The sequence below is a fragment of the Parasalinivibrio latis genome (genome assembly GCF_036825535.1).
Lineage (GTDB): Bacteria > Pseudomonadota > Gammaproteobacteria > Enterobacterales > Vibrionaceae > Parasalinivibrio > Parasalinivibrio latis.
The window spans coordinates 780,392-804,796 of sequence record NZ_CP098812.1; the positions used below are offsets into that span (position 1 = coordinate 780,392).

The following is a 24,405-nucleotide window of genomic DNA, read 5'->3' on the forward strand; positions in this document are numbered from 1 at the left end:
TTTAAATGGGACTCGTGAGCCTTCGGCTTGAGTCCCGCTTGAGCGCAAGCCCGGCCGTCCGCCACTCATTCCGAAAGCCTCGTCAGAAATGACGGGGCTTTTTTCGTTTTACTTCCCCAAAAGCGGTACTGAGAACAAACGGTCCTGGTTCCTGGGAAAAAATAACGTTTACAGGCTGGCTGTCGGCAATACGCTTTCTGCAGAACCCATAACCTGAGTTTCTTTCAATTCCATGCTACCGTTCTCTTATGGGGAATAAGGGAGTCTATGGATGGCAAAGTGGCTTGTTTTTATCGGGTTACTGGTGGGAAGCAGCACCGTTGCTGCAAATCCCTGGGAGCAGATTGATGCGCCGATAGCCGGGGTATCACAGTCTATTGGCAGTTATGCTAACGGGTGTCTTCAGGGGGCAAAAGCGCTGCCGAAATCCGGGGTCGGGTACCAGGTGTTGAGGCCAGAACGAAAGCGGTTCTACGGGCACCCGGAGATGGTTTCTTTCCTGACGGAGCTCGGTAATAAAGCCGCGTCGTTGGAGCTGCCAAACTTTCTGGTTGCCGATATTGCAATGCCGGGAGGCGGCAAGTTTTCATCCGGGCATGCCAGCCACCAGACCGGGTTGGATGCAGATATCTGGCTGCGAATGCCAATATCCCTTCTCTCAGATAAAGAGCTGGCCAAGCCTTCCGCCATCAGTGTGGTTCACACCGACTCGTTTACCCTGAACAAAACTAACTGGCGAGAAAGCCAGGGTAACCTCATCCAACTTGCTGCATCCGATGATCGGGTGGCTCGAATTTTCGTCCATCCTGTGATAAAGAAACAGCTCTGTGATATGGATTGGAAAGAGCGCTCGTGGCTACAGAAAATCCGCCCGTGGTGGGGGCACCACTATCACTTCCATGTGCGCCTGAAATGCCCTGTGGGCAGTGGGTTGTGCCTTGACCAGCGTGTGCCGCCTGCCGGTGAAGGATGCGGCAGTGAACTCTACAGTTGGTGGCCGAAGCCGGAGGATAAAAAGCCGGTAAAAACAACCAAGCCGCCGAAAGAGAAAATCAAACCGACGGCCTGTGTGGCACTGCTGAATGGATAGGGTCAGATAAGCAAAGGAACGGTTACTTCTGCCGTTTCCTGCACCACATCCTTGTATTCCGGGTAGAGCTGGATGAGGGTGTTGATCATCACATCAACCAACAGCAGGGCACCGACTTTTGAGGCAAATGCACCGCCGGTCAACGGGCCTTCCGGACGGGCGGCAACAAGGATTTCTGATGCAACAGATGCCAGCGGGCTGTGGTTGATGTTGGTCAGCAGCACAATAGGCACATCATTTTTGTATGCCTGGGTGACGGCGTGAATCACTTCCTTGGTGGAGCCTGAGCTGGATATGGCAAACCACAGATCTTCACTGCTGCTGCGTACCGCAGACATGGCTGCAAGGTGCGTGTCTTCAAACATCTGGGTGCGCTTGCCCACGCGCAGCAAACGGTAGGACAGATAGCGGCTGACAATACCTGAAGCGCCAACACCGACACAATTTACGCTGGTGGCTTGGTGTATTCGGTGGCAAATACGTTCCACGGCTTTTTCATCAATCAGCTTGGAGGTGTCCTCCAGGGCGGCAATGGCATTCTGTGCGGATACATCGCAAACGCTGCCATCTGTCGGGGCCGGTGCAGTGATGGCTGACTGGCTGAGGTCAACCGCGAGCGCCATCCTGAAATCAGAATACCCACGATAGCCGAGATCCCTGCAAAGGCGGACAACCGTCGCTTCACTGGTGCGGGTGTTGCGGGCTAGGTCGGTAATGGTCTGGAACTGAACATCCGGCGCATTTTCCATTATATAAGTTGCAACTGTTTTCAGTTTTGGGCTCAAAGGCTCGATATTCGAGCGAAGACGAACCATCAGGTTTTTAGGTGAGTTGACCAAAATATCAGTTCCTTGCATGGGTTCATTACCGGATTTTAACGCTATCAGAAAAGAATCGTGAAGAACACTTTAACCCTATGTATGTGAAATGATTCCGGTTCGATCCCCTGTAGCCATCTGGCTACAGGGGATCCGGGGTTTAGCTTCCGTAACCCAACATCAGCTGAGGCAGGAACAGGGTGAACTGAGGGAAGATGGCAATCAGTGCCAGTACGATGAAAAGTGGTACCAGCAGTGGCAGTATGCCGCGGGTAAGCACGTGGAACGGAATGTCACCTACTTTGGATACTACATAGAGCGCCATGCCCATCGGTGGTGTCAGGATGCCAATCATCAGGTTAAGGATTGCCATCACACCGAAATGGACCGGGTCAATACCCACAGCGGTAGCGACCGGCACAAGGAAAGGTACCAGCATCAGAAGCAGCGCGAGGGATTCAATAAAGGTTCCCAGGAACAGCAGCAACAGGTTAATCAGGAGCAGCAGTATCAGCGGGTTGTCGCTGATTGCCAGGAAGTATTCTGCCATCAGTTGTGGCAACTGCTCACGGGCGACAATCCAGCCAAAGACCGTAACACCGATAACCATCAGGGCAACCACTGCGGTGGTGTTTACTGTCTCTCTCAGGATGTGGACAAAACCTGTGAGGGTCAGTGACTTGTAAACCACGGTACCGAGGAAGAGGGCGTAAAGTGAAGACACAACCGCTGCTTCTGTCGGGGTGAACTTGCCGGAGAAAATACCGCCGATAATGATGACCGGGGTCAGCAAAGACAGGAAGGCTTCTTTGAAGGATTTGAGGCGGTCGCTGCGGGAGGCTTTCGGCAGTGTCATGTAACCGCGTTTTTTACAGATGAAGTAGCTCATCACCATCAACGCCACACAGCACATAATGCCCGGAATTGCTCCCGCCAGGAACAGGGCTCCGATAGAGGTATTCGATACCACACCGTAGATGACCAGAGGAACCGAAGGTGGAACCAGCGGGCCGATAATACAGGATGCGGCAGTCAGGCCACCGGCAAAATCGTCATGATATTTGGCGTCGCGCATGGATTTAATTTCCAGCTGGCCAAGGCCACCGGCATCAGCCAATGCAGAGCCGGACATACCGGAGAACAGCAGGCTGGCGAGGATATTAACGTGGCCGAGGCTGCCGGTAACGTGTCCAACCACAGATTTGGCAAAGTTGAAAATACGCTCGGTGATGCCGGCGCTGTTCATCAGGTGGCCGGTCAGGACAAAGAAAGGTACCGCCAACAGGGTAAAGTTATTGATGCCGCCGAGCATCTGTTGGGCTGCAAAGTTAATACCGGTGCTCTGGGTGAAAACCAGAAAGACCAGTGCGATAAAAATCAGGGAAAAACCGACCGGCATACCCGCAAACAGCAGGCCCAGCCAGCCAAAAATGGAAGCGGCCATGATTAACTCCTTTCTCCAGCCAGGGCTTGTTGTTCTTCAAATTCCGGTTTTGGCAGCGTACCTGTGCGATAGGCATTAAGCAGGTACCACATTCTTTCGGTCTGGCGAAGTACCATGAAGCAACCACCGATGACCAGGCTGTAGTTCATCCATTTGCTGGAAATGCCAAGGGTGATGAGCTCAAAAAAGGCTGTACGCTGAACGTGCTGGTAGCCAAGATAAATCATGGCAAACATGGAAACCAGTACTGCGATTTCCAGGGTGAACATCAGTACGAAACGGGGAAGCTCTGGCAGTTTGTCTGCAAAGAAAGTGATCTTTACGTGAGAGTCTCGTTTAACAGCAATGGCACAGCCGATTAGGGCCATATGCATAAAGAGCACGCTGGCAAGTTCTTCACTCCACAGAGAAGGCGAGTTGAGGATCCAGCGGGAGGAGATCTGCCAGGTAAGAACGGCCAACAGGGAAGCCATCAGCGGGACGGTGATGATCTCTTCCAGGTTGTCATAGATTTTGCGTAGCATCCTTGGCTCCTTGTGAGGGCCCGGAGGCCCTCATGTCGGGATAGAGAGAGGTGGTTTACATGGTCGCGAGTTTGTTAACCAGTTTCTGGCCGATCTTCTTGTCGAACTGGTCATACAGAGGCTGCATGGCCTGACGGAAAGGCTCCAGATCCGGATAAGTAACGTTGACGCCTTCCTCCTTAAAGAAAGTGATCAACTCTTCTTCCTGCTTCTTCACGGAAGCGGTATGGGCTGCACCTGCCTTAGCTACCGCTTGCTCGATAACAGCCTTTTGCTCATCGTTGAGTTTTTGCCAGGTCATCTCGGACATCAGCACAATCTGGTCATTCACGATGTGGTTGGTAATTGCCAGGTTGGCCTGCACTTCATAGAACTTCATGGTATTGATGGCTGGAAGTGGGTTTTCCTGGCCGTCTACCGCATTGGTTTGCAGCGCCAGGTAGACTTCAGAGAACGCCATCGGGGTTGGTGCTGCGCCGGAGAGCTTGGCGTATTCGAGGTTTGGTTTGGCGTTCGGCACGCGCAGTTTCAGGCCTTTGAAGTCATCCTTGTTGTTCAGAGGGCGGTTGGAGGTTGTCTGCCGGGTGCCGTTGTACCAGGTATCCAGGGCGCGCCAGCTGAAGTTCTGCAGCATCTCTTTCTGAATGTCCTGGCCGAACTCGGAATCAAAAATACGGCGGATGTGTTCGTAGTCTTTTACCACATAAGGCAGGGCTACCGCTTCTGCTCGCGGGATCCACAGGCCGATACGGCCAAACTCAGCGTAGGTGATATCCAGGTCGCCCATGGAAAGCTGTTGCATCATGGCGCGGTCATCGCCCAGTTGTGCGCTTGGGTAAAGCGCCAGTTTCATCTCGCCGTTACTCAACTCTTCAATGGTGTCCGCCAGAATCGTTGCCGAGTTGTATTCAACCGATCCTACTGCCGCTTGCATGCCCATTTTTAACGTCATTTCTGCTTGAGCGCCGGCAGCAAAACCCACGGTCAGGAGCGCGACGGTGATGGCATTCAATCTTTTCATAGCGTTTCCCTTTGCTTTTTTTGGTGTGGTTATTGGAATAAAAATTTTTTTCAAAAGAAATGAAAATATTCTTTGAGCTTGATTATTCTTTCTGACAAGATGGATTTCAAATTGGACATTCCCGATTTGTGATCCTGAACAGAAAACGTACTCCGGTCTGAAAAAACCGATACGGATATATTCTTCAAAGCATTATTTCCAAAGGATTTATAGTTATTTCTTATGAATTCCTCAGGAAGAAGGGATGATTGAAATGAAAGAAAATAGACAGCTTGAAGCTCTGAAAGAATGCCTAAAAAATAAAACAGTTGTTTCCATCCAACCGGTGGAAGGCAGCCCGCTCGACAATACGGAAATCATCGTTGCGATGGCCATTGCCGCGGAGCAGGCCGGTGCGCCTGCATTGCGCATACAGGGGGTGAAAAATGTTGCTGCTGTGGCAAAGGCCGTCAGTATTCCTGTTATCGGAATTGTGAAACGGGATTTGGCTGACAGCCCGGTTCGGATCACTGCCTATGTACGTGATGTTCAGGATCTCGCCAATGCGGGTGCAACTATCATTGCCTTTGACGCGACGGACCGAATCCGCCCGGAACCACGGGAGTTTCTGGTTGAGGCAATCCGCTCATCCGGCTGCCTGGCAATGGCTGATTGTTCCTGCTTTGAAGACGGTGAGTGGTCACATGCCCACGGTGTTGAATTTATCGGTACCACGCTTTCAGGATATGTCGGTGGAGATGTGCCGGAAAACCCCGATTTTGAACTTATCACCCGTTTTGTGCAGGCCGGATTCCTTACCATGGCCGAGGGACGTTTTAATACGCCGGAACTGGCTGCCGAGGCAATTCGCCATGGGGCGCTGGCGGTGACAGTGGGCTCCGCGATTACCCGGCTTGAACATGTGACAGAGTGGTTTAATTCCGCGACCATACAGGCCGGGTGCAGTGAGGCACTGGCGTAACATCCCTGAACAATTTAACCAGTGAATCTACCGCAACAGGAAACAAGGGATGAAAGAACAGATCAGGCAGTATGTTGTGTCGGCATCGGAGTCCGGGGAAGCCCTTAACCTTTTTGAGCTTTATTCCCGGCTTTCAACAAAGCCGTCTTCTGTCTATGTATTTGTGGATGCGTTACTCGAAGCTATTGCAGGGTCTCCTTTTGATTCTCAGTCCGGGTTGATTTTACGTCAGGCTGATGGGATTCTCGCTTCCCTGGGGGATCTCCCTGATTCTGAAAAAATCGTGGCGTTGGGTAAAAGTCTCAGCATTAACCAGACCGGGCACAGCTTCGGGCGTTACCTCCACTGCCTGTCATGCCATGAAACATTTGGGACGGATGCTGATATGGTGATGTTTGGTGACTCGATTACCGAATGGGCACCCTGGCATGAAATCCTGACCGGCTGCCGGGTGGTAAACCGCGGCATTGCCGGAGATACCACTAAAGGGATGTTGCTCCGGGCATACACGGTTAATCAGGTAAACCCGGATACTGTGTTTGTAATGGCCGGCATTAACGATCTGTCGCAAGGCATGGAATTAAACGAAGTCATGGTCAACTACCGGAAGCTTGTCGACGGCTGGCTACAAGCCGGTATAGAGGTAGTCGTGCAATCGACGCTTTATGTCGGGGCAAGCATTGATTGGCTGAACCCGAAAGTGACCGAATTAAACCAAGAGCTTCAGGCCATGTGTACCGAGAAGGGCTGCCGTTACATAGATTTGACCCAAACCCTTTGCCCAGGTGGCGTTCTTTCAACCCAATTCAGCACGGATGACTTACATCTCAATGGCGCTGCTTATGTTGCGTGGGGAGAGGTGATAGAGGAAATCGTTGGGAAGTGATGGACAGAAACATGTAACGAGTTATGAGTGGCGAGTGGCGAGATAAAGTACAAGAGCCGAAGTTGAGATACGGGGCTTTGATTTTGGCTCACCACTCTGATCTCACTGCTGACAGCGAGATACAGAAAAGGGCCATCCGGCCCTTTTTTGTTATTCCGTCAACCCTTGAACGATGACGAACTTTTCCAGCAGCTCTTCCTGTGTTTCCACCCGCTGCGGATCGATAATGATGCAGTTGGTGATAGGGCAGACCGACTGGCAGGTTGGCTTGTCGTAGTGGCCTACACACTCAGTACAGCGGTCCGGGTCGATCTCATAGATCTCGGCACCGAACGATATTGCATCGTTCGGGCATTCCGGTTCACACATATCGCACGCGGTGCAGGTATCCGTGATAAGCAGGGCCATATTACTTTGCAGCCTCTGCGGTTTCTTTTACTGCATGCGGATTGCGTGTATTTGCGCCATCGTGAAGGTTGCGCATCAGCAGGGCGTAATCCAGCTCAACATCTTCCGGAACCGGGATATAGACAAAGTGACCATTGCCCTTGGCATCATCAATGGCTTCGCTCTTGCGGTTTTCCATGGTGTCCAGCTTGAAGACAATGTTGCCCTGAGGCGTCATCAGTTCCATCTCGTCACCGAGAACGAACTTGTTCTTCACTTCCACTTCCGCCATGCCATCGCGGCGTTTGCCGGTAAACTCACCTACAAACTGCTGGGTGTCTGAAATGGAATAACCGTAGTCGTAGTTCTGGTATTCGCTGTGAACGTGGCGGCGCAGGAAGCCTTCGGTGTAACCACGGTGAGCCAGGCTTTCCAGCGTGGTCATCAGGGTTTCGTCAAATGACTTGCCGGCAACGGCGTCGTCGATCGCCTTGCGGTATACCTGGGCGGTACGGGCACAGTAATAGAAGGACTTGGTACGGCCTTCGATTTTCAGCGAGTGCACGCCCATTTTAGTCAGGCGTTCTACGTGCTGGATGGCACGCAGGTCCTTGGAGTTCATGATGTAGGTGCCATGCTCGTCTTCGAACGCAGCCATCAGTTCACCCGGACGGCGGCCTTCTTCAAGCAGGACAACTTCGTCAGTTGGCTCGCCCACACCCAGGGTCGGGGTCACTTCCTGGACTTCTACAATCTGGCCGGCTTCGTCTTCTTTGGCCTCATGGATCTTGTAATCCCATCGGCAGGCATTGGTGCAGGTACCCTGGTTAGGGTCACGCTTGTTGATGTAGCCAGACAGCAGGCAGCGGCCTGAATAAGCCATACACAGTGCGCCGTGGACGAAGATTTCAATTTCCATATTCGGGCACTGCTCGCGGACTTCTTCGATTTCATCCAGCGACAGCTCGCGTGACAGGATCACACGCTCTACACCCTGCTTTTCCCAGAATTTTACGGTTGCCCAGTTAACGGCATTCGCCTGGACAGACAGGTGGATTGCCATTTCCGGGAATGCTTCACGCACCATCATGATCAGGCCCGGGTCAGACATAATCAGGGCATCAGGGCCCATGTCAACAACCGGCTTGAGGTCACGAATAAAGGTTTTCAGCTTAGAGTTGTGGGGTGCGATATTGCAGACCACGTAGAACTTCTTGCCGAGGGCATGGGCCTCATCGATACCGAGTTTCAGGTTCTCGTGGTTGAATTCGTTGTTACGTACGCGGAGGCTGTAGCGTGGCTGGCCGGCATAAACGGCATCGGCACCGTAAGCAAACGCGTAGCGCATGTTTTTAAGGCTACCGGCAGGTGACAGCAGCTCTGGGACAAAAGGGGTAGAGTTCGACATCTTCACATTATTCCTGTAAGTCTGATTGCAAATCAGGCCATACCACCTGGTGGTATGGGGTGGCGCGATTGTACTGTGAGCCACGCCACAAAACAATCAAGGGGTCACTACCGGCTAAGTTTAGAGGCAGTTAACAAGACAGGGTTGCATAGTTATCTATTGCTTTTATCAATGTATTCCCTGGAATACACTTGGCTTAATTGTTTGTAATACCAATTTTTTCACAAGAGGAACAACGATATGGATCCGCTAAAGCTGGTATTGTCTTTGGTCAATGTGTGGGTGGTGCTGGCTATTTTGATAGTCATTGTACTGCGGGCAGCAGTGAAGTTCGTTCCGCAGAACACGGCTGTTGTTGTTGAGCGCTTTGGGAAATACAACAAAACGATGGAAGCCGGTCTGAATTTCCTGGTTCCGCTTATTGACCGTGTGGCGTATACCCAGACCCTGAAAGAGCAGGCTTATGACGTACCTAGCCAGTCGGCCATTACCCGTGACAATATCTCACTGGTGGTTGATGGCGTGCTTTATATCAAGGTCATTGACCCTTTCAAAGCGAGCTACGGTGTTGATGACTATATCTTCTCTGTGACCCAATTGGCGCAAACTACCATGCGTAGTGAAGTGGGCAAGCTGGAGCTGGATAAAACCTTTGAAGAGCGTGAAAGCCTGAATACTGCGATTGTCTCTTCCATAAACGAAGCGTCTGCGCCTTGGGGTGTCCAGGTACTGCGTTATGAAATAAAGGATATTGAACCACCTCGCTCAGTCCTCGATGCCATGGAACGCCAGATGAAGGCAGAGCGTGAAAAGCGTGCTGTTATTCTGGAATCTGAAGGTAAGCGCCAGTCGGCAGTAAATATTGCTGAGGGTGAGAAAGCAGCCCAGGTACTGGCAGCGGAAGCAGATAAAGCGGAGCAAATTCTTCGCGCAGAAGGTGAGGCTCAGGCCATTTTGGCCGTTGCCCAGGCAAAAGCAGAATCACTGGAAGTGGTTGGCCGCGTAGCCGCGACCGATGAAGGCCAGAAGGCGATCCAGTTGGATCTTGCTGGCCAGGCAATTTCTGCCAAGCAGGCGATTGCAAAAGAGTCTTCTGTGGTGCTCCTGCCGGAAAGCAGTTCCAACGCGTCTTCTATTGTCGCAGAAGCCATGACCATTATTAACCAACTGAACAAAACTCAGAAAGGAAGCTGAATATGGCAGAAGCCCTGAATATCTCCCCGGCACAGCTGACATTGATTATCGGCATGGTATTGCTGGCGGTAGAAGTCTGGCTGCTGGGGCTGTCCACTATCGTTTTGCTGGCTCTCGGTGCATCTGCAACCCTGACAGGTTTGCTGTCCATGGCGGGGGTGATCCCGGAAACCATGACAGCGCTGGTGGCATCCAGTGGGGTAGGTGCTGGGCTTCTTACGTTGTTTTTGTGGGGGCCAATGAAACGGGCACAAAATGTAAAACGGGAACCGGTAAATACCTCCAGTGACTTTATCGGGCTCGAATTCACGCTTTCCTCTCCATTGGAAAAAGGCGTGCCTTCAGCAGTATCTTATTCCGGTATCCAGTGGCAGCTTGAACTGGCTCAACACTGCCAGGATCTTTCGTTGCATATTGGCGACAAAGTGAAGGTTGTTGGGGTAGAAGTTGGAAAGTTTATTGTCGAAGAAGTGTAAATGAGGCTAGAATTACGCAGAATTCTAAGCCGATGGCGCGGGGAAGGAATCATCCCCGCTCTCATCTTAGAGACAGAGGTTGCCGTAACTCGCTGATTAAATAAAAATTATTCATCAAATTTAATGTTGCATTCAAAATGATCGTTTCCGGGAGCCGGAGCGGTTTTTTTTTATTTTTCCCAGTCGGCTGCGTTCATTCGTTGCCGGGGTGAAAATTTATAGTGACATTCAAGCTTTGATGTGTGGTTTTTCGGGAGTTTGTGGCATACTGCGCGCACGTTATAAACTAAGCGAACAAAGTTGAATCATGACTGACTTATCAAAATACAGAAATATCGGTATTTTTGCTCACGTTGACGCGGGTAAAACTACAACTACCGAGCGTATCCTTAAGCTCACTGGTAAGATCCACAAGATCGGTGACACCCACGACGGTACTTCTACTACTGACTTCATGGAGCAGGAAGCTGAGCGTGGTATCACAATCCAGTCAGCTGCAACTACCTGTTTCTGGAATGATCATCGTCTGAATATCATCGATACTCCAGGACACGTTGACTTCACCATCGAAGTATACCGTTCACTGAAAGTTCTGGACGGCGGTGTTGGTGTATTCTGTGGTTCAGGCGGTGTTGAGCCTCAGTCAGAAACTAACTGGCGTTACGCTGACGAATCACGCGTTTCACGTCTGATCTTCGTAAACAAGCTGGACCGTATGGGTGCAGACTTCTACCGTGTATGTGACCAGGTTAAGAACGTTCTGGGCGCAACTCCACTGGTAATGACTCTGCCAATCGGCATCGAAGATGACTTCAAGGGCGTTGTAGACGTACTGAGCCGTAAAGCATACATCTGGGATGATTCTGGCCTGCCAGAAAACTACTCTGTTGAAGATGTACCAGCTGAAATGGTTGACGACGTTGAAGCTTACCGCGAGCAGATGATCGAAACTGCCGTTGAGCAAGACGACGAACTGATGATGGCTTACATGGAAGGTGAAGAGCCTTCTGTAGAAGACATCAAGCGTTGTATCCGTAAGGGTACCCGCGACCTGGCATTCTTCCCAACTTACTGTGGTTCTGCTTATAAGAACAAAGGTATCCAGCTGGTTCTGGACGCAGTAGTTGATTACCTGCCATCTCCAACTGAAGTTGACCCACAGCCTCTGACTAACCCAGAAACTGGTGAGCCAACTGGCGAAGTTGCAACTGTATCTGAAGACGAGCCACTGCGCGCTCTGGCGTTCAAGATCATGGACGACCGCTTCGGTGCCCTGACCTTCATCCGTATCTACTCTGGTAAGATGAAGAAGGGTGACACCATCCTGAACAGTGCAACTGGTAAGACTGAGCGTATCGGCCGTATGGTTGAGATGCACGCTAACGACCGTAACGAGATCGATTCTGCACACGCAGGTGACATCATCGCTGTTGTTGGTATGAAGGCAGTTAAGACTGGTCACACTCTGTGTGATCCTAAGCACGAATGTACTCTGGAACCAATGATCTTCCCAGAACCAGTAATCTCTATCGCTGTTGCTCCTAAGGACAAGGGCGCTTCTGAGAAGCTGGGTGTTGCACTGGGCAAGATGGTTTCTGAAGATCCATCATTCCAGGTTGAATCTGACCAGGAAACTGGCGAAACCATCCTGAAAGGTATGGGTGAGCTGCACCTGGACATCAAGGTTGACATCCTGAAGCGTACACACGGCGTTGAGCTGACTGTAGGTGCTCCACAGGTTGCTTACCGTGAAACTATCACCAAGCCAGTTGAAGACAGCTACACTCACAAGAAGCAGTCTGGTGGTTCTGGTCAGTTCGGTAAGATCGACTACCGCATCAAGCCAGGCGAGCAAGGCTCAGGCTTCGCGTTCACTTCTTCTGTTGTTGGCGGTAACGTTCCTAAGGAATTCTGGCCTGCAATCGAAAAAGGCTTCAAGGAAATGATGGAAACTGGTCCTATGGCTGGCTTCCCTGTTCTTGACGTTGAAGTTGAACTGTTCGACGGTGGCTTCCACGCAGTTGACTCCTCTGCGATCGCGTTTGAAATCGCAGCTAAGGGTGCGTTCCGTCAATCTATGCCTAAGGCCGGCCCACAGCTGCTTGAGCCTATCATGAAGGTTGACGTGTTCACTCCAGAAGATCACGTTGGTGACGTAATCGGTGACCTTAACCGTCGTCGCGGCATGATCAAAGACCAGCAAGCTGGTGTTACTGGTGTTCGCATCAAGGGTGATGTACCACTGTCAGAAATGTTCGGTTACATCGGTACCCTGCGTACTATGACTTCTGGTCGTGGTCAGTTCTCTATGGAGTTCTCACACTACGCACCATGTCCGAACAACGTAGCTGAAAAAGTTATCGCTGAAGTTAAAGAACGTAACGCTGCTAAGTAATTTATTACTTAACACTACGCTTTAACCAAAAACCCGCCGGAAACGGCGGGTTTTTTTATGGTTATTCCGGATGCTTAAGCGGAAGGATCTCTTTTGAGAGGTTTATGGCCAGTGAAATAACCCGGTTGATATTAAACTCTACAGGTATAACCTGATGCCGTTACAACCGGATGAGTGTTGTCCATCCGAATAACGGTAACCGGGTATTGCTTTCTGAACCCTCAAAAATCTACTTTCATTTCCCTGTACGGACACTGTATTGACTAAAAAACAATCATTTCCCATAATGGGAAATAGAAGGGATTTGTTATGAGGATTATCTCTCGGGCTACATTGAGAGAGTTTTGGGAAAAATCGGCATACAGAGATGCTGAACAGCCGTTAAAAGCGTGGTTTGATGAGGCAAAACAGGCAAGTTGGCAATCACCTGCTGATATAAAAGACAAGTATAGAAATGCCAGTTTTGTGGCAAACAACCGTGTGGTTTTCAATATTCACGGAAACAAGTATCGATTGATCGTTGCAGTGAATTACAAATTTGCCATGTGCTACATTCGTTTTGTCGGCACTCATGCCCAGTATGACAAAATCGATGCTGTCTCCGTTTAAGGAAGTGAGTATGTCAATCAAGCCGATAAAAACAGACTTTGAGCACCAGGCTGCTTTGATGCGGATAGAGACTCTTTGGGATGCGGAGCCAGGCACACCAGAAGGGGATGAGCTGGAAGTACTGGGGATTTTGGTTGAGGCGTATGAGGAATCGACGTTCCAGATAGCAGCGCCAGATCCGGTTGAGGCGATAAAATTCAGGATGGAGCAACTGGGCTTGGTGGATGCAGATCTGGTGCCTTATCTAGGCCAGCGCAGCCGGGTGAGTGAAGTGCTTAACCGGAAAAGAAGACTCACCATCAATATGATCAGAAAGCTTCATAACGGATTGCATATCCCACTTCAGAGCCTTGTTGCGGAATATCAGTTAGTCCGCTGAACAAACTTACCAATCTGTTGAACAAAAGGGCCGTTATGGCCCTTTTGGAATTTCATTTTTAGGCTGGTTAGCCCTGCTGTTTGTCGATGCCGCCGAGCTCTTCAATCAGGTTGTCCAGGAACGCACCTAGCTCGCCGCACATCAGCGAGAAGTCAGCATCGAAGCGCTGTGCCATGTCTTCGCGGTCGATATCGTCATTCTGGTCACGCAGCTCATCAGCAAACTTCAGGCGCTTGATGGAGAAATCCTCGCACAGCATAAAGTCGAGACGCTCCTGCCAGTTCATCGCCAGCTTGGTCACCAGCTTTTCCGCTTCAATGTGCGCCAGGATTTCATCACTGCCAAGGTCTTGCTTCTTGCAGCGGATGATACCGCCTTCTTCCAGCATCGCTTTCAGTTCTGCTTCGTCAGCAATGGTGAAGCCTTTTGGGGCATAGCCGGAGCGAACCCACTCGGTCATTGCCAGTTCAACCGGCTTGTCAGTTTCTACCGGTACTACCGGGAGACTGCCGATGGATTTACGCAACAGGGCAAGCATATCTTCCGCTTTCTTGAACGAGCTGCCATCTACCACGATCAGGCCGCGTTTTGGCATGATCAGCGCATACATTTTGCTGTGGCGGCTGAAAGCGCGTGGCAGCAGGTCGATAATGATATCGTCCTTCAAGCCGTTCTTGTCTTTCTTACTCAGCGGCTTGCCTGCTTCTTTCTCCATCGCTTCCGCTTTGGCATCCAGTGCTTCTTTAACCACAGAAGCCGGCAGGATCTTTTCTTCCTTGCGCGCACAGATCAGGATATTGCCGTCTGCCACATGGGTGTACATGTCACCCTGTTTGCCCATTGCATGGGACCAGCCGAACTTCTGCTTGTCCTGGCTGCCGCAAGGGGTAAAACGGAACTCTTCCAGCTGCTTTTCCAGCTGGTCAGCATCAAGGTCGATATCGCGGGTGAAGCGATATACGAGCAAATTCTTAAACCACATCATGGCGAAGCTTTATCCAGTTAAATGAGCGAGGCGGTTATGGTATTGCATTGCGCGCAGAATGTCGCTCCAATTGGAGTAAAATCAGTCCCGATTCAAATTCATAAAAAAGCGGCATCCATGAAAATCATCCATACCTCAGATTGGCACCTCGGACACCAGCTCCACGGTTATGACCGGGAGTATGAACACCAGGCTTTCCTGGACTGGCTGGCAGAGACTCTGGAGCGCGAGCAGGCTGATGCACTGCTGGTTTCCGGCGATATTTTTGATACAGCAAACCCGCCGGCATCGGCCTGGCAGATGTTGTACCGTTTCCTGGCCAGAATGGCGAAAGCCCTGCCTGACATGGATGTGGTGATTACCGGGGGCAACCACGACTCCCCGAGTAAACTGGATGCCCCACACGAGCTGCTCAAAGCCTTTGACCTTCATATGGTCGGCGGTATCCGGCGTTTACCTGACGGCAGCCTGGACATTGAGCGGATGCTGATCCCGGTGTCTGACAAGTCCGGGGAAACGACTGTCTGGGTAATGGCAGTGCCGTTCCCGCGATCAAGTGACCTGCGAACCCAGCACCTGGAAGAGGTCGATGACCGTTTGATCGCCGGAGTGCGTGAGCTTTACCGGGAAGTGTATGAGGCAGCGAAAACCCGGCTTGAACCTGGGCAGGCCTTGGTGGCCATGGGGCACTGTTACATGGCATCTGGCTCGCTTTCGGAAATGTCTGAACGCCGGATCCTTGGCGGAAACCAGCACGCGCTGCCGGCGGACATTTTCCAGGACGACATCACCTATGTGGCACTGGGTCATCTTCACCTTGCTCAGCAAGTTGCCAAACAGAGCCGGATCCGCTATTCCGGCTCGCCGATACCGCTCTCCCTGTCTGAGCGCCATTACCATCACCAGGTGTTGAGTGTGGAACTCAACGGCGGTGAACTGGCTGATGTGCTTTCCCTTGAGATTCCCCGCACGGTCGAACTGATGCGGGTGCCGGAAAAAGCAGCCCCGCTGGATGATGTGCTCAAGGCGCTGAAATCCCTGAAACTCGAAGAGTTGCCTCGTGAGGAGCAGCCCCTGGTTGAAGTGGCATTGTTGCTTGACCAGCCGCAGCCCATGCTGCGTGAAAAGATCCTGAAAGCCATCAAGGACAAACCTCTCCGCCTTGCCCGCATTGCCACCCGATACACCTGTGAGGTATCGGATAACCCCATGGAAAACCGCCGGCTGGAAGAGGTGACACCGGAGCAGGTATTTACCTACGGTTGGCAGCGAAAGTTTGAGGGGGCACCCGATGAGGCGATGATGAAAGCATTTGAACAGTTGATGGTTGAGGCTGAAACGGCTGAGGAACAAGACGTATGAAGATTCTGGCACTGCGGGGTGAGAACCTGGCAAGTATCCAACAGAGTTTTGAAATCGATTTTGCCGGTGGCCGTTTGGGTGAAAGTGGCCTGTTTGCCATCACCGGTAAAACCGGGGCCGGCAAATCAACGTTGCTGGATGCTATCTGCCTTGCCCTTTATGACCGTATGCCGAGACTGACGGCAAACAAGAAAAATGACGCTGAAATTGGTCTGGGTGATGAAGCAGCCCGACTGAAAGCCAATGATGTCCGGAATATCCTTTCCCGTGGAAAGGCGGAAGGCTATTCCGAGGTGGATTTTGTTGCCAATAACGGCAGCCACTGGCGGGCACATTGGCATGTACGCCGTGCCCGCGGTAAAGCAGATGGTCGCGTACAGGCCTCTGAGCAGTGGCTGGAAAACCTGGAAGACGGCCAGCGTTTTGCCGGGAAAAAACAGGAAGTGCTGGGCAAGATTGAAGAGCTGGTGGGGCTGAGCTATGAGCAGTTCCGCCGGGCCGTGATGCTCCCGCAGGGTGAGTTTGCTGCGTTCCTGAAAGCCGGTGCCGATGAACGGGCTGCATTGCTGGAGCGAATGACAGGCGGGGAAATTTACTCACGCCTGTCCGTTGCCGCTTATGAAAAAGCCAAAGCTGAAAAGGCAAGCCTCGGTCAGCTTGAAGAACAACTGGGCGGCATCAGCCTGTTGTCAGATGAGGAAAAACAAGCACTCTCTGAGCAAATCGATTCCCTGAATGCCCAGACCGGAGAGTTGGACAGCCTGGTTAACCAGCTTGCAGCGCACCAGAAAACGCTTGTAGAGCAGGCTGAAAGAGAGCGCCAACTCGGTGAAGCGCAGCAGGCGCTGGTAAAGGCAGATGAAGCCTGGAATGAAGCGCAATCCCGGGTTGAGACATTGAGCCTGATCAGCAAGGTTCAACCTGCTCAGTCCGACTTTAACCAGTTGCAACAAAGCCGGCTCCAGAAAGACAAGCTGGAAAAATCACTGGTGGTTTATGAATCCCAGCTTGCAGAGGAAACCCGTAATGTGACGGACAGCCAGTCAGCCAGTGAGACTGCGGCAGCCCAGCTGAAGAAAACCCAACAACGGTGGGAGGAACTCGAACCCAACGTCCGTAAAGCCGCAGGCATTGATCAGCAGATAAGCCACCTTTCGCGTCAGCGTGATGAGCAGGGGACAGCACAGGCAACAATTGGAGAGCAATACACCAAAGCCAAACACACCCACAGCGAACTTTCCTCTGAACAGGCACAGCTTCGCTACCAGCAGCAGCAGATTGATGCAGCACTGGTCCAGTTTGGTGATATGTCACAGGTGGCTGAGCAGTACCAGCCGGTACTGGATAACCTGGAGCAGTATCTTGCTGCCCGCAATGCGATTACCCGGATTGAAGGGGAATACCGCCAACTGTCCCAGCAAAACCAGCAAGCTGCCTTGCAACGTCAGGAACTGGACAGCCGCCTTTCCGTCGCTGCCGGAGACAAAGCGCAGGCTGAAGAACAGGTTGCACGCCTCAACCCATCTGAGCTTGAAAAGACCCTCGATGAGGTCCAAAAGCGTTACAACGAGGATCACAAGCGTTACAACCTGTTGAGTTCGCTGGTATCCGAAAGTGCTGACTGGCTTCAGTTCCATGAAGAGTTGAGGCGCCTCCATGATGAGCGTAACAAGCTTGAACATGCCCTCATGGATGCCGGGGAGAAGAAAGCTCTGTTGCAACCGGAGCTGGTGCAACTTGTTACCCGCTATGAGGAAGCAGAGCATGCGTTGCAGCGGGGAATGGCCGTCGCCGGGTTGTCTGAGCTGCGGGCACAGTTACGGGATGGAGAAGCCTGTCCGCTGTGTGGTTCAGCACACCATCCTTACCGGGAAGAGCACCCGGTGGTGGAAGGGATGCTCCATGAGCTCCAGCAGCGCAGAAACCAACTTGCCCAGCAGCACCGGGAAACTGAGGCGCAGCTGCACTACATTGAACGCCAGAGCCGGGAGTGGGAGCAGCAACTGGCTCTTTACCAGAATGAAACCGCCAAGCGTGAACAGGTGCTGGGGCAGCTTGAGTCGCAACTCCTTCCCGCCGTACAACAGGTTAACCCTGATGCAGACCGGGCGTTCGTTGAGGGCAGTGGTTACCGCGAATGGCTGATGGCTCGCCGTGACGAAGCACAGCAGCTTTACCCGGTGCTTGAGCGCAGTTACCGCCAGCTCGAATGGCAACAGCAGCAGGTGAACCAGTTGCGGCAGTTGCAACAGCATGTGGCGGATATCGAGCGCTTTGAAGCGCGTGTGAAAGAGCAGCTTCACCAGATCGAAAATCGCCTTACCCAGGCAGCCGAGCGCCAGAAGTCGCTCGATGAACAGCGACAGGATCAGGTCAAAACCCTCGAATCACGGGGCCATACCCTGGACAGCCAATTCGGTGACCATAGCTGGGCAGGCATGCTTGAACAAGTTGGTGCAGAACAGTACGTCTATCAACTGCGCCAGCAACTTAACCAGTACCGTGCCCTGAAACAGCAGCGCGACGAGGCCCAGACCCGGCTGACAGACATGGCGCCGCAAATCTCCGCTATCGAAAGTGAGCTGACGTCACTTGGCCGCCAGTATGAGCAAACCAGTCAGCAGTTGGGCGTGCTGGACAGCCAGCTCGCTTCGTTGCGTGAAACGCGTTTTGCCCTCATAGAGGAACCGGATCTGTCAGAACTGGAAAACCGGATGCGTGAATCCATTACCCAGTCGGCGGCAACCCTGGCGGATGCAGAAAAGAGATTGAGCCAAAGCATGGCGTCGCGGGCAACCGTTCAGGCACAACTTGAAAGTGCCCGCCAGCAACGGGAAGAGAGCCAGAAACAATACCGTGAAACCCTGCACCGTTGGATGGGCTGGCAGGAAGAGTTTGGGTTGACTGAGTACGACCTGATGCAGCTCCTCAGTCGTGACCAGAGCTGGCAGCAGCAGGAAAGGGACGCATTGAGTGTACTGGAACAGGCAGTACTTACCGAGCGCACCCGGATTACGGAACGCCAGAACCGCATTGAGGAGGCGATGCCCTCGGTAGACGAAGCCAATGTCTGGCTGGCAGGGCAATCATTGCTGGCAGATGACAACGAGGCGACATTGGCGTTGCAGGAGGAATGTCGCTCTGAGTGGCAATCGACAAAACAGGAGTTGGGGGAACAACTGTTCAGTGCCCGACAGGCACTGGAGAAAGGCCGGGAGGCGGAAAAGCAGGCCGGGGAGCTCCAGGAAAAACTGCTGAAGCAACGCCAACAAACGGAACTGTGGATGAAGATGGCTGACGTTATGGGCTCTGCAACCGGCAGCAAATTCCGTAACCTTGCCCAGGCACTGACGCTTCAACAGCTTGTGCTGGTGGCCAACAAGCACCTGATGGAACTGGCACCACGCTATTCACTGCAGACTGTGCCGACCAGCCCGCTTGCCTTGCAGGTGGTTGACCATGATATGGGCGATGAAGTGCGCAGTGTTGAATCGCTGTCCGGAGGTGAGAGCTTCCTGCTTTCGCTTTCCCTCGCGCTGGCGCTGGCCTCGTTGGCGGCAGATACCCGTCAGCTCGGTTCACTGTTTATTGACGAAGGCTTTGGCACCCTGGATCCGGACAGCCTGGAGATGGCACTGGCCTGCCTGGACACCCTCCAGGCGGATGGCCGCCAGATTGGGGTAATTTCCCATGTGGGCACACTGGTTGAGCGGATTGGTGTGCAGGTTGCCGTCGAAGCGCAGGGCGGTGGTGTCAGCCGGGTTCAGGTGAAAGGTTGAGCCCAGTTTCACAGCAATATTTTGTATTTTCGGGGCATTTTGAAAGTTGGTTGATAGATAATCACTATCACTGGGTCACAAAACTGTCATAATAAGAACACATAATTGCCCCCAGTTACGTTAAAAAACGGGTATATAGAGATGGCGACAAGGATTCTTGTAGTAGAAGACGAAGCTCCTATTCGTGAAATGTTATGTTTTGTCCTGGAGCAGAAGGGTTACCAGACCGTTGAGGCTGAGGACTACGACAGCGCGATGGAGAAAATCGCTGAACCTTATCCTGACCTGGTTATTATGGACTGGATGCTGCCAGGCGGCTCCGGCATTAACGTTATCAAGCACCTCAAGCGTGACGAGATGACGCGTCAGATCCCGGTTGTAATGCTTACAGCCCGCGGTGAGGAAGAAGACAAGGTTCGTGGCCTGGAAGTCGGCGCAGATGATTACATTACCAAGCCTTTCTCACCGAAAGAGCTTATTGCGCGCCTGAAAGCGGTTATGCGCCGTGTATCCCCGACCACATTGGATGATGTGATCGATGTACACGGACTTCGCCTGGATCCGGTTTCCCACCGTGTAACCAGCAATGAAGACCCTATTGATATGGGGCCGACCGAGTTCAAGATGCTGCACTTTTTTATGACGCATCAGGAAAGGGTTTACAGCCGCGAACAGTTGCTCAACAACGTCTGGGGTACCAACGTCTATGTTGAAGACCGCACGGTAGACGTGCATATCCGCCGTCTGCGTAAAGCGCTGGAAACCGGTGGGCATGATAAATATGTCCAAACTGTGCGTGGTGCCGGGTACCGCTTCTCTACCCGCGTATAAAATACCGCGCCGGTATTCGGCGTAGTACGGAGATTTGAATGGTCGAACGACTGTCATGGAAGAAGCTGGCATGGGAGCTGGCTTTTTTTTATTTGCCCTGGGTACTGCTTGGAATGATTTTCGGCGGCTTGCCCTGGTTGCTTTGTGCCGCCAGCGTCATGCTGGTACTTTGGCATTGCCACCATCTTATCAAGCTGTCTGACTGGTTATATAACAAAGACCGTCGTTTAACTCCTCCGTCAGGGAAAGGCAGCTGGGAGCCGTTGTTTAACGGGGTTTACCGCCTTCAGCTTCGCCAGCGCCGCCGCCGCAGGGAGCTTTCCAACCTTATTCGCCGGTTCCGTAACGGTTCTGAATCTTTGCCGGATGCTGTGGTGGTGTTCGATAACCAGGGCGATATCGTCTGGTGTAACAAGCTGGCGACCAACCTGCTTGGGCTGCAGATGCCGGTTGATGCCGGGCAGCACATAACCAACCTAATCCGGACACCGGAGTTCGTGGCTTATATCGCAGAGGAAGATTTTGAGCATTCACTGGAAATGCGCTCGCCGGTAAATGCCCGTCGGACCCTCGAATTCCGTACCATGCCTTATGCCGAAGACGAGTACCTGATGGTGGTCCGTGATATCACCCAGGTGAAAAAGCTGGAAGGGATGCGCCGTAACTTCTTTGCCAACGTCTCCCATGAACTGCGTACCCCGATGACGGTACTGAGAGGTTACCTGGAAATGTCCCAGGATCCGGATTTGCTGTCGGGGCCGATGTGGGAAAAGGCCCATGGCGTCATGACTGAGCAACTCACCCGGATGGACAGCCTGGTAAACCAGTTGCTGACACTGTCCAAAATTGAAGCGGCTCCAAAGCTGGCACTTGATCACAAGGTAGACGTTCCGCAAATGCTGGACGTGCTTGAGAAAGAAGCCCATGCCCTGAGCGGGGACGACGGCCATGTGTTGGCATTTAATGTCGACCACGGCCTGAAAGTGCTCGGCGATGACGAGCAGCTTCGCAGTGCGATCTCCAACCTGGTCTACAACGCGGTGAAATATACGCCACCGGGCTCGAACATCACGGTTAACTGGTACCTGTCTGACGACGGTCCGCGTCTTGAGGTTATTGATACCGGTGACGGTATCCCGGCTAAACATATCCATAGGCTTACAGAGCGTTTTTACCGCGTTGATAAAGCGCGTTCTCGCCAGACGGGGGGAAGCGGCCTGGGGCTTGCGATCGTGAAACATGCCCTTAGCCACCACGAAACTGAGCTGGAAATCAGCAGCATTGTCGGTAAGGGGAGTACGTTTGCCTTTACCCTTCCGGAGCGTCTTGCAGCAATGGAGGAAACCAACAGTGCGGCGAGCTAAGCTTTTTTTCGCTGTCTGGTTTATGGCACTGGCGTTGGGTGTTCAGCCGGTGTCAGCCCATCACCTGAAGGATTACCGAAAGGTAGAAGGGGTAACCGGCAACCTATCTTCAATGGGGTCGGATACCCTTGCCAACCTGATGACCTTCTGGGCAGAAGCGTTTGAGCGCCATTACCCGAATGTGAATGTTCAGATTCAGAGCGCCGGGTCGGCAACTGCACCGCCCGCCCTGATCCAGGGCACTGCGCAACTGGGGCCGATGAGCCGTGAAATGCGTGCGCGGGAGGTTGAGGGGTTTGAGACCCGCTATGGCTATAAGCCCGTTGCGGTGCCGGTCGCCATTGATGCACTGGCCATTTTTGTCCACCACGACAACCCACTACCGTCACTTACCTTTGAACAGGTTGATGCTGTGTTCTCCCGTAACTTGCGTTGCGGAGCCACGACGCCGATTCGTACGTGGGGACAACTTGGTCTTGAGGGAAACTGGAAAAACCGCGATATCCAGTTGTTTGGTCGTAACTCGGTATCCGGTACTTACGGGTATTTCAAAACCCGGGCGCTTTGCAAAGGGGATTTCCTCGACAACGTCAATGAACAGCCGGGATCGGCATCTGTGGTACAGGCGGTTTCCTCTTCGTTGCATGCGATCGGTTATTCTGGTGTGGGTTTCCAGACGACAAGCGTCAGGGCCGTGCCCCTGGTGCGGGATGACGGGGTGACAGTGGCACCTTCAGCAGAGACTGCGGCTGATGGCAGTTACCCCTTGGCTCGCTTTCTCTATGTTTACGTGAACAAGGAACCCAACAAACCATTACCGAAGCTGACCCAGGAATTTATCCGTTTGGTGCTTTCAGAAGAAGGGCAGGCCATCGTTGCCAAAGACGGGTATGTCCCATTGCCACAAAATATTATCCGGCAAACCTTGCGCCAGCTCGATATCTCGCCTTAAACAAAAACTGCACAAACACTGTGCAGTTTTTGTTTGCCTATCAAGGCCCTCTCTTTTCATAGCATTGTTGGTGAGTTGCGGGAATTGACCTATTTCGCCGCGTCTTTTTCAGAGCCTTCAATGGAGAGAGGCAACTCGGTGCTGGGGTTCAGTGCAGACAGGGAGGACAGCGCCAAATCGAGCCAATGTTCGCTTTCCATTGCTACCCGTTGTACAAGAGTGGGAGCGCGCTGACTTTGAACTGTATCTGTTGTCTCCGCCATAGTGTCTCCTCGTTTCAGTACTTTTACTGAAGTATAGCTGAAAGAAACCTATACACTTCTTTTCCCGGCTGCCTTGCTGTATTTAACTGCTTAAATGTGCAAATAAAAAAAGGGAAGCCAGGTTGCCTCCCTTTATATTTTTAGGGTTTCATCAATAGACCGGCATTTCCAGATCCTGGACCAGCAAGTCAATTTTTTCCTGTGTAGGCTGCATGAGTACCATTTCCATCACTTCTTTGGTCAGGTGTGGCGAGAAGGTGGAAATAAAGTCGTACATGTAGTCTTGCAGAAGAATGTCTTTGCTGAAGCACAGCCATGCCTTACATGGCTCCAGCAGGTGATCAAGATTGATATGGGTGATCTTCATGTTGCCGATATCACGGGCAGCGAGTGAAGCAATAATGCCGATACCCATACCCAGTTCGACGTAACGTTTGATGATATCCGCATCCATCATGGTCATATGGTAGTGAGGCTCTAACCCGGCACGCGCAAAAGTTTGGTCCTGCACATTGCGGCCAATGGCTCCCTGCTCATAGCTGAGGATCGGGTACTGCGCCAGATCCTGCAGGGTAGGCTTGTCTATTTGAGTCAACGGGTGGTTTTCGGGTACGACGAGCGACAATGTCCACAGGTATGCCGGGAGGGTTATCAGGTCTTTGTCGAAAGGGATCTCCTGCGCCACGATTGAGAAGTCGGCATACCCTTTGCTGAGCTTGAACTTTTCATTGGCCGGCAAGGTGGGCTGGAGGTGAAACGAAATTCTTGGGTATTTACGGGTGAAGTAAGCCACCGTATCCGGGAGCAGGTAACGGGCGATTGTCGGCATGGTGTAGATATTCAGGGAACCGGAGTTTGGATCCAAATGGCGTTTGGATATCGCTTTAATTTTGCTCTCAAGTTCAAGCATACGCTCAGCACACTTGATGATTTCTATACCGACAGGGGTCACGCCATGAAGGTGGCGGCCACGGCGCTCGAAGATTCGGACGCCCAGTTCATTTTCCAGTAAGCCTACCTGTTTACTGATACCGGGCTGGGAGGTATACAAGGCTTCTGAGGCGGCGGATATATTTAAATTGTTATCCATTATTGCCTTCAGATATTTAAGCTGCTGAAGTTTCAATTGTTCTCTCCAATCCTTGGCTATCTGGAAAAATGATGTGCTCTTATCCCCGGTTATATCCGAGGTTTCATGGTTATAATATTCTGCTAAAACTGTTACTAGGTCAATCTGACAGACAAATCAACAGTTTGAAGTTCAGTGGTTTGCGAGA

22 protein-coding genes are annotated in these 24,405 nt (G+C 52.1%); 13 read left to right on the top strand and 9 right to left on the bottom strand.

Annotation, left to right across the window (positions count from 1 at the left end; genetic code table 11):
* The first annotated feature begins 271 nt into the window (after positions 1-271).
* Positions 272-1,090, top strand: coding sequence for a penicillin-insensitive murein endopeptidase (gene mepA, locus NF212_RS03860; protein WP_434358985.1), 819 nt, complete (start codon positions 272-274; stop codon positions 1,088-1,090).
* Between the two features lie 2 nt (positions 1,091-1,092).
* Here the strand turns inward: mepA and NF212_RS03865 are convergent, their stop codons facing one another.
* The 4 genes from NF212_RS03865 to NF212_RS03880 form a co-directional block, all read right to left on the bottom strand.
* Positions 1,093-1,947, bottom strand: coding sequence for a MurR/RpiR family transcriptional regulator (locus NF212_RS03865; RefSeq protein ID WP_054670018.1), 855 nt, complete (start codon positions 1,945-1,947; stop codon positions 1,093-1,095).
* Positions 1,948-2,068: 121 nt separating this feature from the next.
* Entirely contained in the window at positions 2,069-3,352 is a 1,284-nt protein-coding gene (locus tag NF212_RS03870; protein WP_434358987.1) for a TRAP transporter large permease, read from the bottom strand.
* A 2-nt stretch (positions 3,353-3,354) separates the two neighbouring features.
* Positions 3,355-3,876, bottom strand: a complete 522-nt coding sequence (locus tag NF212_RS03875) for a TRAP transporter small permease (RefSeq protein ID WP_434358989.1) — start codon at positions 3,874-3,876, stop codon at positions 3,355-3,357.
* A 55-nt stretch (positions 3,877-3,931) separates the two neighbouring features.
* Positions 3,932-4,897, bottom strand: a complete 966-nt coding sequence (locus tag NF212_RS03880) for a sialic acid TRAP transporter substrate-binding protein SiaP (RefSeq protein WP_434358991.1) — start codon at positions 4,895-4,897, stop codon at positions 3,932-3,934.
* A 253-nt stretch (positions 4,898-5,150) separates the two neighbouring features.
* Here NF212_RS03880 and NF212_RS03885 point away from each other — a divergent pair, with 253 nt between their 5' ends.
* Positions 5,151-5,858, top strand: coding sequence for an N-acetylmannosamine-6-phosphate 2-epimerase (locus NF212_RS03885; protein WP_434360824.1), 708 nt, complete (start codon positions 5,151-5,153; stop codon positions 5,856-5,858).
* Between the two features lie 49 nt (positions 5,859-5,907).
* Positions 5,908-6,744, top strand: a complete 837-nt coding sequence (locus NF212_RS03890) for a GDSL-type esterase/lipase family protein (protein WP_434358993.1) — start codon at positions 5,908-5,910, stop codon at positions 6,742-6,744.
* 150 nt (positions 6,745-6,894) lie between these two features.
* On the opposite strand, the gene NF212_RS03895 is transcribed toward NF212_RS03890, so the two are convergent.
* Positions 6,895-7,152 (bottom strand): YfhL family 4Fe-4S dicluster ferredoxin, encoded by a 258-nt coding sequence (locus tag NF212_RS03895; protein ID WP_434358995.1) that lies wholly within the window; start codon positions 7,150-7,152, stop codon positions 6,895-6,897.
* 1 nt (position 7,153) lies between these two features.
* Positions 7,154-8,539 (bottom strand): tRNA 5-hydroxyuridine modification protein YegQ, encoded by a 1,386-nt coding sequence (gene yegQ / locus NF212_RS03900; protein WP_434358997.1) that lies wholly within the window; start codon positions 8,537-8,539, stop codon positions 7,154-7,156.
* 240 nt (positions 8,540-8,779) lie between these two features.
* Here yegQ and NF212_RS03905 point away from each other — a divergent pair, with 240 nt between their 5' ends.
* From NF212_RS03905 to NF212_RS03925, 5 genes are all read left to right on the top strand, one after another.
* Entirely contained in the window at positions 8,780-9,733 is a 954-nt protein-coding gene (locus NF212_RS03905; RefSeq protein ID WP_434358999.1) for an SPFH domain-containing protein, read from the top strand.
* 2 nt (positions 9,734-9,735) lie between these two features.
* Positions 9,736-10,209 (top strand): NfeD family protein, encoded by a 474-nt coding sequence (locus tag NF212_RS03910; protein ID WP_434359001.1) that lies wholly within the window; start codon positions 9,736-9,738, stop codon positions 10,207-10,209.
* A gap of 307 nt (positions 10,210-10,516) precedes the next feature.
* Entirely contained in the window at positions 10,517-12,604 is a 2,088-nt protein-coding gene (fusA, locus tag NF212_RS03915; protein ID WP_434359003.1) for an elongation factor G, read from the top strand.
* A 333-nt stretch (positions 12,605-12,937) separates the two neighbouring features.
* Complete coding sequence (locus tag NF212_RS03920) at positions 12,938-13,213, top strand: type II toxin-antitoxin system HigB family toxin (protein WP_434359005.1); 276 nt, start codon at positions 12,938-12,940, stop codon at positions 13,211-13,213.
* Between the two features lie 10 nt (positions 13,214-13,223).
* Positions 13,224-13,592 (top strand): helix-turn-helix domain-containing protein, encoded by a 369-nt coding sequence (locus NF212_RS03925; RefSeq protein ID WP_434359007.1) that lies wholly within the window; start codon positions 13,224-13,226, stop codon positions 13,590-13,592.
* A gap of 67 nt (positions 13,593-13,659) precedes the next feature.
* Here the strand turns inward: NF212_RS03925 and rdgC are convergent, their stop codons facing one another.
* Positions 13,660-14,574, bottom strand: coding sequence for a recombination-associated protein RdgC (gene rdgC / locus NF212_RS03930; protein ID WP_197280197.1), 915 nt, complete (start codon positions 14,572-14,574; stop codon positions 13,660-13,662).
* 120 nt (positions 14,575-14,694) lie between these two features.
* Between rdgC and NF212_RS03935 the strand changes: the two genes are divergently transcribed.
* The 5 genes from NF212_RS03935 (at position 14,695) to NF212_RS03955 (ending at position 22,865) form a co-directional block, all read left to right on the top strand.
* Positions 14,695-15,939: an exonuclease SbcCD subunit D gene (locus NF212_RS03935; RefSeq protein WP_434359009.1), complete on the top strand. Its 1,245-nt coding sequence runs from the start codon at positions 14,695-14,697 to the stop codon at positions 15,937-15,939.
* Entirely contained in the window at positions 15,936-19,718 is a 3,783-nt protein-coding gene (locus NF212_RS03940) for an AAA family ATPase (RefSeq protein ID WP_434359011.1), read from the top strand. The genes NF212_RS03935 and NF212_RS03940 overlap by 4 nt, the downstream gene beginning before the upstream one ends.
* 141 nt (positions 19,719-19,859) lie before the next feature.
* Positions 19,860-20,549 (top strand): phosphate regulon transcriptional regulator PhoB, encoded by a 690-nt coding sequence (gene phoB, locus NF212_RS03945; RefSeq protein WP_054670050.1) that lies wholly within the window; start codon positions 19,860-19,862, stop codon positions 20,547-20,549.
* A gap of 38 nt (positions 20,550-20,587) precedes the next feature.
* Positions 20,588-21,913 carry a phosphate regulon sensor histidine kinase PhoR gene (gene phoR / locus NF212_RS03950; RefSeq protein WP_434359014.1) on the top strand — a complete coding sequence of 442 codons (1,326 nt, stop codon included), beginning with the start codon at positions 20,588-20,590 and terminating at the stop codon, positions 21,911-21,913.
* The gene (locus NF212_RS03955; RefSeq protein WP_434359016.1) at positions 21,900-22,865 is read left to right on the top strand and encodes a PstS family phosphate ABC transporter substrate-binding protein; all 966 of its coding nucleotides are present in this window, start codon (positions 21,900-21,902) and stop codon (positions 22,863-22,865) included. Before phoR ends, NF212_RS03955 begins: the two co-directional genes overlap by 14 nt.
* Positions 22,866-22,954: 89 nt before the next feature.
* On the opposite strand, the gene NF212_RS03960 is transcribed toward NF212_RS03955, so the two are convergent.
* Together NF212_RS03960 and NF212_RS03965 are read right to left on the bottom strand one after the other, a co-directional pair.
* Positions 22,955-23,128 (bottom strand): hypothetical protein, encoded by a 174-nt coding sequence (locus NF212_RS03960; RefSeq protein WP_434359018.1) that lies wholly within the window; start codon positions 23,126-23,128, stop codon positions 22,955-22,957.
* Between the two features lie 151 nt (positions 23,129-23,279).
* The gene (locus NF212_RS03965) at positions 23,280-24,254 is read right to left on the bottom strand and encodes a LysR substrate-binding domain-containing protein (RefSeq protein ID WP_434359020.1); all 975 of its coding nucleotides are present in this window, start codon (positions 24,252-24,254) and stop codon (positions 23,280-23,282) included.
* Positions 24,255-24,405 lie beyond the last annotated feature (151 nt).